Source organism: Pseudomonas sp. Sample_14 (assembly GCF_004307515.1).
Classification (GTDB): Bacteria; Pseudomonadota; Gammaproteobacteria; order Pseudomonadales; family Pseudomonadaceae; genus Aquipseudomonas; species Aquipseudomonas atacamensis.
Genome location: NZ_RCOC01000093.1, coordinates 1 through 9494 on the forward strand (window position 1 = coordinate 1; position 9494 = coordinate 9494).

Below are 9494 nucleotides of genomic sequence, written 5' to 3' on the forward strand. Positions count from 1 at the left end.
GTGGATCACCCGACAGCGCCGCCCAACGGAACGGGCCGATGCCACGGCAGAACAGCGGACGGATGTAGGCCGGCACGAAGCCCGGGAAATCGAAAGCGTTTTCGACGCCTTCTTCCTGAGCCATCTGACGGATGTTGTTGCCGTAGTCGAAGGTCGGAATGCCTTGCTTCTGGAACTCCAGCATGGCTTTGACGTGCACCGCCATCGACTGCTTGGCGGCTTTGATCACAGCGGCTGGTTCGGTCTTGGCGCGGGCGCGGTATTCGTCCCAGCTCCAGCCAGCCGGCAGGTAGCCGTTGAGCGGATCGTGGGCGCTGGTCTGGTCGGTGACCATGTCCGGGCGCACGCCGCGCTTGACCAGTTCCGGCAGGATTTCCGCCGCGTTGCCGAGCAGGGCGATGGAAATCGCTTTGCCTTCTTTGGTGTATTTGTCGATGCGCGCCAGAGCGTCGTCGAGGTCTTTGGCTTGCTCATCGACGTAACGGCTTTTCAGGCGGAAATCGATGCTGACCTGCTGGCATTCGATGTTCAGCGAGCAGGCGCCGGCCAGGGTGGCGGCCAGCGGTTGCGCGCCGCCCATGCCACCGAGGCCTGCGGTCAACACCCAGCGACCCTTCAGGTCAGCGTTGTAATGCTGGCGCCCGGCTTCAACGAAGGTTTCGTAGGTGCCCTGAACGATGCCCTGGCTGCCGATGTAGATCCAGCTGCCGGCGGTCATCTGGCCGTACATGGCCAGGCCTTTGGCGTCGAGTTCGTTGAAGTGTTCCCAGCTCGCCCAGTGCGGCACCAGGTTGGAGTTGGCGATCAGCACGCGCGGCGCGTTGCTATGAGTCTTGAATACGCCGACCGGCTTGCCCGATTGCACCAGCAGGGTTTCGTCGTCGTTCAGGTTGGTCAGGCTTTCGACGATCTTGTCGTAGCACTCCCAGTTGCGCGCGGCGCGACCAATGCCACCGTAGACCACCAATTCTTTCGGGTTCTCGGCGACTTCCGGGTCGAGGTTGTTCATCAGCATGCGCAGCGGCGCTTCGGTCAGCCAGCTCTTGGCGGTCAGCGTGTTACCGCGGGCGGCGCGGATCTGCACGTCACGAAACTTGTTGCTGTTCTGGGTATTGTCAGTCACGAAAAAGACTCCTCAGCGATCAATTCAAACCCACCCTGGCAGTGGGCAGCAGCCTGCGCGCTGTGCTGCGCGACAAGCGAATCAGTGGACGCTGCGGAGAGTCTCGACCGACTCATACGCATACGTCTTTACTTGTACATACAAGCATATGCAATCAAGCGGCCAACTTGTTGGAGGAGTGTTCTGGAAAAATCACGGGCATGGCTGGAGAGCGCCTGAATCGAGGGTTCTGGCGTGGATGAAATTTTCCGGGAGGAGATTCTGAGGAGATGCGGCTAGGCCAAGTGAGCGTGGTTTTGCGCCACGCTGGGGCGTTCGGTAACAAGTTGGTGCGTGGAGGGAAACAAGAGTGGGGTTGGCTTTTGTGGCGAGGGGATTTATCCCCGCTGGGCTGCGCAGCAGACCGCTTTTTTAAATCAGGAATGGGGCCGCTTCGCGACCCAGCGGGGATAAATCCCCTCGCCACAGGGTGTGTTCAGTTCTGGGGGAGTTCGATCACGCAGCATGCCGCGTTGGTGGAGACTTCGACCAGCCCACTGTTGCCGTCCAGTTGCAGGCAATCATGCCGACCGAGCTGCGAAACGCCGTCGCCAACACGCACGTCCATCAGCTCACTGACACTGAACACCAGCAGCGTCGATGCCGAGCTGAAAAACCGCTGCTCACCGTCCAGCCACTGCAATCGCGCGCTGTAACGTTGCGGCGCGTAGATCAGATTGAAGTCGCGAATCGCACCGCCGAGCAAGGTGCAGGACACTTGGCTTTCGCCGCTGAAAGCAAACGGGTCCAAGGGTAACAGTGGACGGGTATCGTCACCGTCGACGCACAAGGTCATGCCGTCGCCCTGCAACACGGTGATGACTCGCTGGTAACCGGCGAATGTCGAGAAACCGCCCGATTCGGTGATGTCGGCAATCGACAGGCGCCAGCCGAAACCGTCCAGGCCAGCGCCAGCATCGCGGGCGATTTCCTCGGTGCTGCCGCCGCCGTTTTTCCACGGCATGCGCGGGTAGCCTTCGGCGCGTAGAACCTTCACTTGATAATTCATTTATGAAAGCGCCCTTCCAGACGATGGCGGGAACCGGGGTGGATCAAACGCGCCGCCGTCACCGGTTGACGCCCCGACCACGTACGTCGACGAATCAGCAGGCACGGCTCGCCCTTTTCGATCTGCAGCAGCTTGCACTCCGACGGCTCGGCAAGAATCGCTTCAACGACGTGCTCGCCCTCGGTCAGCGGCGCGACCTGATTGAGATAGGCATAGGGCGTTTGCAGGGTGAAATCCTGCTTGAGGTATTCCGGCGCGACCAGGGCGTTGACGAAACGGTCTTCGATCTGCACCGGAATGCCGTTTTCGTAATGCACGATCAGCGAGTGGAAGACTTTCTGGCCTTCGCGCATGTCCAGTGCCAGCGCGCGCTCGGAGCCGGCGGCCTCTTCTTCGAGGGTGATGACCTGGCAGGTGTGGCGATGGCCGCGCGAGGCGATTTCATCGGCGATGTTGTGCACCTCGAACAGCGCAGACTGGCTCTTCGGTTCGGCGACAAACGTACCCACGCCTTGCATGCGCACCAGCAGGCCGTCGGCGGTCATCTCGCGCAGGGCGCGGTTGATGGTCATGCGGCTGAAGCCGAGCTGGCTGACCAGTTCGCTTTCCGACGGCACGCGGTAGTGCGGCGGCCAGTTACCGCTGTCGATCTGCTGGGTGATCATCTGTTTGACGCGGGCGTACAAAGGCGCCGGACTGTCGCCCATGTTCGCGGCCAACGGAGAAACTGGAGGCGGAGTCGGCACGGTTGATCCCTGTTCATTGGATGAAAGTGACTAGCTTGCCGGAGTTTACCGGGCAGGCAAACGTCTGTATATGTATATACAAATAACACACGATGGGGTGCCGAACGATGTCCGCCTTCTTTGCCGAACGCGCACTGCTGCCTGAGGGATGGGCCAACAATGTACGTCTCGAGGTCAGCGCCGATGGCTTGTTGACCCGAATCCAGGCCGATTCCAGCGCAGACGGCGCCGAACGCCTGCGCGGGCCGTTGCTGCCGGGAATGCCCAACCTGCACTCTCACGCCTTCCAGCGCGCCATGGCTGGATTGGCCGAAGTGGCCGGCAACCCCAACGACAGTTTCTGGACCTGGCGCGATCTGATGTACCGCCTCGTCGGAAAAATCAGCCCCGATCAGCTCGGCATCATCGCCCGTCAGCTGTACATCGAAATGCTCAAGGCCGGTTACACCTCGGTTGCCGAATTTCACTACGTGCACCACGACAGCAACGGCCAGCCGTACGCCGATCCGGCGGAACTGGCGTTGCGCATCAGCCAGGCCGCCAGCGAAAGCGGCATCGGTCTGACCCTGCTACCGGTCCTCTACAGTCATTCCGGTTTCGGCGGCCAGACGCCCAACGATGGTCAGCGTCGCTTTATCAACAGCACTGAAAACTATCTGAATCTGCAAGCGCGGTTGCAGCCGTTACTGGCGCAGCAAAAGGCGCAATCGCTGGGCCTGTGTTTCCACTCGTTGCGTGCGGTGACGCCGCAGCAGATCAGCGAAGTGTTGGCGGCCAGCGACAAACAATGCCCGGTGCACATCCACATCGCCGAGCAGCAGAAAGAAGTCGACGATTGCCTGAGCTGGAGCGGTCGCCGTCCGTTGCAATGGCTCTACGAGAACGCTGAAGTCGATCAGCGCTGGTGTCTGGTCCACGCCACCCACGCCAACCCGCAAGAAGTCACGCTGATGGCCAACAGTCGCGCAATCGCCGGGCTGTGCCTGACCACTGAAGCGAATCTGGGCGACGGGATTTTCCCGGCGGTGGACTTTCTTGCCCAGGGCGGGCGCATGGGCATTGGCTCCGACAGCCATGTGTCGCTGAGCGTGGTGGAAGAGTTGCGCTGGCTTGAATATGGCCAGCGCCTGCGCGATCAGCGGCGCAATCGCTTGTATGGCGCGCAGCAGCCGATGGTCGGTCGCACCCTGTATGACGCGGCGCTGGACGGCGGTGCACAGGCACTGGGGCAGCCGATTGGCGCGTTGGAAGTGGGCAAGCGCGCGGACTGGATTGTCCTGGATGGCAACGATCCGTATCTGGCGACGGCTTCGGGGGACGGGATTCTCAATCGCTGGCTGTTCGCCGGCGGCGATCGCCAGGTGCGCGATGTGCTGGTCAATGGTCAGTGGGTGGTGCGCGATGGCCGGCATGCCGACGAAGAGCAAAGCGCCCGAGCCTTCACCCAGGTCCTGCGCGATCTCTTGGGCTGACCCAAAACCAAACTGTGGGAGCGAGCCTGCTCGCGAAAGCGGTGTATCAGTCCATATTCATGTCGACTGATACACCCTCTTCGCGAGCAGGCTCGCTCCCACAGTTGATTTGTATCGAGGCTTAATTGGATGTCTTGGCCATCTGCCGATCCGACGCGCGCCAGATCAGGCGTGTGGTGTCGTAACCCTGCTGACGCGCCTTGCTCAGCAATTCTTCGCGCACTACACCGTTGACGGTCGGTGTGCGTGACAGCAGCCACAGGTACTTGCGACTCGGATCGCCGACGATGGCGGTCTTGTAATCGTCGCTGACGTACAACACCCAGTACTCGCCCTTTGCCACACCCGGCACCAGGCGCGAGAACCAGTTATCGAATTCGACCCAGAGCTTGTCGGTCTTGCCCGGCACTTGTGGATAAGCCGTGCCCTTGGCTTCTTCCCACTGCCACTCCGGGGTCAGGCAACGATTGAGCACGCCGACATTACCGTCAGGCTTGAGGGTGTAATGGGCTTCGGATTGCGCGCAGTGGCGCTGAAAGTACATCGGCAAGCGTGCCAGTTCATACCAGGTGCCCTGATAACGCTTGAGATTGACGCTGTTGACGGTCTTGGGCGCCAACGGGTCGACGCCGGAAGTGGCGCAGCCAGCCAGTACCAGGCCAGCAAAAAGGATCAGCAATAACCGCTTCATTTTTTTCTCCGTGGGCGCGAAGCCCCGGTTTACTTCAGGCCTTGGCCGGAAAACATCAGCACTTTGTCACCGGCGTATTGCACGCTGATAAAGCTGTTCTTGTCGCCCCAGGTACAGCTGGACATACCGAGCGCGCCCGAGCAATCAGTGGGCTTGCCGAGAAGGGTTTCCACTTCGGACTTGGCCATGCCGGCCGAGAGCTTGGAGTAGTTTTCCTGATTGACCTTGCTGCATGCGGCCAACAGCACGCAAAACGACAGCAGGGCGATAGATCGCAGCGACATGGTGAAACTCCTGGAACGAGGGGGGATGGCATGGTGCCAACCAGAAGCTTAGAAGAGAAAAGTGTCATCTGGTTCCGTGACCGAACGCCTATTTATCAGGCCGCCCGTCCGGCTTTTGTCGGTAAATCAAAAACTTTGTGAAGCCGTCGAGCATTTCGTCGACTTTCCCTGCAAACGCCTAATCTTTGGCGCGGCGCGGTCGAAAATAAGAGCAGCGCAACGCTGCCGAATATGGCAAATTGCCGCCCTTTCCTGACCAGCCCCTTCGCGGTAGTTCATTCGATGACCAGAAACATGAAATTCAGCCACAAGATTCTGCTGGCTGCTGCCCTTGTGGTGGCCGTTGCGTTCGCCTGTTTCATCTTCTTCAACGACTATCGCCAGCGTCAGGCCTTGAGCAGCAGCACCGAAGCGACCATGCAGGAACTGGGCAGCCTGACCACCAGCAACATCCAGACGTGGCTGGAAAGCCGCATTCAATTGCTGCAATCGCTGTCGCAGCAAGTCGCCGTCGATGGCAATGCGCCCGCCAGCCTCAAGCGCATCATTGACCTGCCCGCCTACACCGGCAATTTCCAGCTCAGCTATTTCGGTGGCGCTGACGGTGTGATGTTCTCGGTGCCGGCCGGCAACCGTGCGCCGGACTACGATCCACGGGCGCGCGGCTGGTACAAAGCGGCCAACAGCGCGCAGCAGACCATCGTCACCGAACCGTACATTGCCGCTTCGTCGGGCAAGCTGGTGATCACCGTCGCCACGCCGGTGCAGCGTCAGGGCCAGATGCTCGGCGTGGCCGGGGCCGACATTGACCTGACCAGCGTCAGCGCGATCATCAACTCGCTGAACTTCGGCGGCCACGGTCATGCATTCATCGTCAGCGCCGAAGGCAAGATCCTGATTCACCCGGACAGCAAGCTGGTGCTCAAGACCCTCGCCGAGGCCTATCCGAACGGCGCGCCTCAAGTCAGTCCGGGCTTGAAAGAAGTCGAGTTCGACGGCAAGACCCAGTTGATTTCCTTCACTCGCGTCAACGGCGTGCCATCGGCTGACTGGTACGTGGCACTGGTGCTCGACAAAGACACCGCGTTCTCGATGCTCAGCGAATTCCGCACCTCGGCGCTGATCGCCATGGTCATCGCCGTGCTGATCATCATCGGCCTGCTTGGCATGCTGATTCGCGTGCTGATGCAGCCACTGCTGACCATGGGCCGCGCGATGCATGACATCGCTGAAGGCGAAGGCGATCTGACCAAGCGTCTGGTGATTCACGGCAACGATGAATTCGGCGCGCTGGGCACTTCGTTCAACCGCTTCGTCGAACGCATTCATACGTCGATCCGCGAAGTGTCCTCGGCCACCGGCCAGGTCAACGAAGTCGCCCTGCGTGTGGTCGCTGCCTCGAACTCGTCGATGTACAACTCAGACCAGCAGGCCAGCCGCACCAACAGCGTCGCCGCCGCGATCAATCAGCTAGGCGCCGCCGCTCAGGAAATCGCCCAGAACGCCGCCCTCGCCTCGCAGCATTCCAGCGATGCGCGCAGCCTCGCGGTCGACGGCCAGCAGGTGGTGAATAAAACCATTCAGGCCATGCAGCAATTGTCGGCAAAGATCAGCGACTCCTGCGGCAACATCGAAACCCTGAACAGCAACACGGTGAACATCGGCCAGATTCTCGAAGTGATCACCAGCATCTCGCAGCAGACCAACCTGCTGGCACTCAACGCGGCTATCGAAGCTGCGCGCGCCGGTGAGGCCGGTCGTGGCTTCGCCGTGGTCGCCGACGAGGTGCGCAACCTCGCGCACCGCACCCAGGATTCGGCGCAGCAAGTGCAGAAGATGATCGAAGAGCTGCAGGTCGGCGCACGTCAGGCAGTAACCATCATGACCGAGAGCCAGCGCGAGAGCGAAAGCAGCGTCGGCATCGCCAACCAGGCCGGCGAGCGCCTGGGCAGCGTGACCCAGCGCATCGGCGAGATCGATGGGATGAACCAGTCGGTGGCCACTGCGACCGAGGAACAAACGGCCGTGGTCGAGTCGATCAACGTTGATATCAACGAGATCAACACGCTGAATCAGGAAGGGGTAGAGAACTTGCAGGCGACGTTGCGCGCCTGTTCGGATCTTGAGCAGCAAGCCGCGCGGTTGAAGCATCTGGTCGGCAGCTTCAGGATTTAAGCTGCGGCCTCAGGCCTCTTCGCGAGCAGGCTCGCTCCCACAGTGGAATGCATTTCAATTGTGGGAGCGAGCCTGCTCGCGAAAGCGGCATAAGCCGCACTGAAGATTCAGAATCTTGAACCGGGCCTGGACAGAAACTCCAATTCCTCAGCCGTAGACTCCCGCCCCAACACCGCATTGCGGTGCGGAAATCTTCCAAAACGGGCAATCACCTTCCGATGCCGCTCGGCATAGTCCAAGTTATCGGCAAACACCGCCCGCTCCGATTCCGGCTGTTCAGACACCAATTCGATAAATCTGGAAACCGCCTCGTTCTGCACCGCGAGGTTCTCGCAGTGTTCGAACACCAGGTAAATGAATACGCGCTGAATCGGCTTCAACTGCCGATCAAAATCCGCCGCAACGCCTTGCGCGACGAGTTTCTGCGCGCGCAGATCACCGGAAAACGCTTTGGGGGTGTCGCGATAGATCATGCGTGGCAGTTGATCGAGCAACAGCACCACCGCCAGCCAGCCTTCGGGACATTGCGTCCACTCGGTCAATTCGCCGGCCAGGGCCTGATCGACAAAGACCCCGAAACGCGTCTGCGCTTCGAGGTCTTGGCTGTTTCGCTTGCCGAACCACAACTTGCCCTTTTCGGCCGCCACTTCGCTGGCTGATTCGGCGTGTCCGAACCACCAGTCGAGCAACGGCTGCCAGGGCGCGTGCATGGTTTATTCCTTGTGGTAAGCCGTGGCGCGGGCGACTTCTTCTTTCGAACCGAGGAACACTGCAACGCGCTGGTGCAGGCCTTCCGGCTGGATGTCGAGAATACGCTGGTGACCGTCAGTGGACGCGCCGCCGGCTTGTTCGACGAGGAACGACATCGGGTTGGCTTCGTACATCAGGCGCAGCTTGCCCGGTTTCGACGGCTCGCGGCTGTCGCGCGGGTACATGAACAGACCGCCACGGGTCAGGATGCGGTGGACGTCGGCAACCATCGCCGCGACCCAACGCATGTTGTAGTTCTTCTTCAACGGGCCTTCTTCACCAGCCAGCAGCTCGCCGACATAGCGCTGCACCGGGGCTTCCCAGTGACGCTGGTTGGACATGTTGATGGCGAATTCCTGGGTGGTTTCCGGGATGGTGATGTCTTCGTGAGTCAGGACGAAGCTGCCCATTTCGCGATCGAGGGTGAAGCCTTTGACGCCGTCGCCCAGGGTCAGCACCAGCATGGTCTGCGGGCCGTAGATGGCGTAACCGGCGGCCACTTGCTGAGTGCCTGGCTGCAGGAAGGCTTTTTCGTTCAGCGGCTCGTTCTGGCTCAGGTACTCGTTCGGGCAACGCAGTACCGAGAAGATCGTGCCGACCGGGGCATTGATGTCGATGTTCGACGAGCCGTCCAGTGGGTCGAAGACCAGCAGGTATGCGCCTTTCGGGTATTTGCCCGGGATCTGGTAGGCGTTGTCCATTTCTTCGGACGCCATGCCGGCCAGGTGACCGCCCCATTCGTTGGCTTCGAGGAGGATCTCGTTAGAGATCACGTCGAGCTTCTTCTGCACTTCGCCTTGCACGTTCTCGGTGCCCATGCTGCCCAGAACACCACCCAGGGCGCCTTTGGACACGGCGTGGCTGATCTCCTTGCAGGCACGCGCTACCACTTCGATCAAAAAGCGCAGATCGGCAGGAGTGTTGTTGCTGCGGGTCTGCTCAATCAAATAGCGACTCAAGGTAACGCGGGACATGGACGGCTCCGGTGGAATGGGGGGCGGAAAACCCGCGCAGTTTACAGGGAGTCTGAAAACCTAGCGAGCGAAGACGCCGGCTAACGTGCGCCTGGGTGTATTTGCCTGTATGAGACGTGATTGTTGGTGGAGAGTTCAGGTGTCGGATTGAGCGTAGTTGGAAATGGGGCGGGTGGTGATTGAGTGATAGCGGCAGTTTGATGATTTTGTTGTTTGACCGGCCGCCATCGC

Annotated in this window: 9 protein-coding genes; 2 read left to right on the forward strand and 7 right to left on the reverse strand. The window is 60.4% G+C overall.

Going from position 1 to position 9494, the window contains the following annotated elements:
- From hutU to hutC, 3 genes are all read right to left on the reverse strand, one after another.
- Positions 1-1123: urocanate hydratase (gene hutU, locus D8U61_RS22335; RefSeq protein WP_130927680.1), on the reverse strand; the 1123-nt coding region annotated here is incomplete at its 3' end.
- A gap of 475 nt (positions 1124-1598) precedes the next feature.
- A complete protein-coding gene (locus tag D8U61_RS22340; protein WP_130927681.1) occupies positions 1599-2171 on the reverse strand; it encodes a HutD family protein in 573 nt (190 codons plus the stop codon).
- Positions 2168-2878: a histidine utilization repressor gene (gene hutC, locus D8U61_RS22345; RefSeq protein WP_162999786.1), complete on the reverse strand. Its 711-nt coding sequence runs from the start codon at positions 2876-2878 to the stop codon at positions 2168-2170. Before hutC ends, D8U61_RS22340 begins: the two co-directional genes overlap by 4 nt.
- A 146-nt stretch (positions 2879-3024) precedes the next feature.
- Between hutC and D8U61_RS22350 the strand changes: the two genes are divergently transcribed.
- The gene (locus tag D8U61_RS22350; RefSeq protein WP_130927682.1) at positions 3025-4389 is read left to right on the forward strand and encodes a formimidoylglutamate deiminase; all 1365 of its coding nucleotides are present in this window, start codon (positions 3025-3027) and stop codon (positions 4387-4389) included.
- Positions 4390-4510: 121 nt separating this feature from the next.
- Here D8U61_RS22350 and D8U61_RS22355 read toward each other — a convergent pair whose 3' ends face one another.
- The gene (locus D8U61_RS22355; RefSeq protein ID WP_016772094.1) at positions 4511-5080 is read right to left on the reverse strand and encodes a lipocalin family protein; all 570 of its coding nucleotides are present in this window, start codon (positions 5078-5080) and stop codon (positions 4511-4513) included.
- A 29-nt stretch (positions 5081-5109) separates the two neighbouring features.
- On the reverse strand, positions 5110-5364 hold the full coding sequence (locus tag D8U61_RS22360) for a hypothetical protein (protein WP_016772095.1): 255 nt from the start codon (positions 5362-5364) through the stop codon (positions 5110-5112).
- A 282-nt stretch (positions 5365-5646) separates the two neighbouring features.
- Between D8U61_RS22360 and D8U61_RS22365 the strand changes: the two genes are divergently transcribed.
- The gene (locus D8U61_RS22365) at positions 5647-7539 is read left to right on the forward strand and encodes a methyl-accepting chemotaxis protein (RefSeq protein ID WP_024011238.1); all 1893 of its coding nucleotides are present in this window, start codon (positions 5647-5649) and stop codon (positions 7537-7539) included.
- A gap of 107 nt (positions 7540-7646) precedes the next feature.
- Here D8U61_RS22365 and D8U61_RS22370 read toward each other — a convergent pair whose 3' ends face one another.
- Both D8U61_RS22370 and D8U61_RS22375 read right to left on the reverse strand, forming a co-directional pair.
- Positions 7647-8249, reverse strand: coding sequence for a DUF924 family protein (locus D8U61_RS22370; protein ID WP_130927683.1), 603 nt, complete (start codon positions 8247-8249; stop codon positions 7647-7649).
- Positions 8250-8252: 3 nt separating this feature from the next.
- Positions 8253-9263, reverse strand: coding sequence for a class 1 fructose-bisphosphatase (locus D8U61_RS22375; protein ID WP_016772098.1), 1011 nt, complete (start codon positions 9261-9263; stop codon positions 8253-8255).
- Positions 9264-9494: the final 231 nt, after the last annotated feature.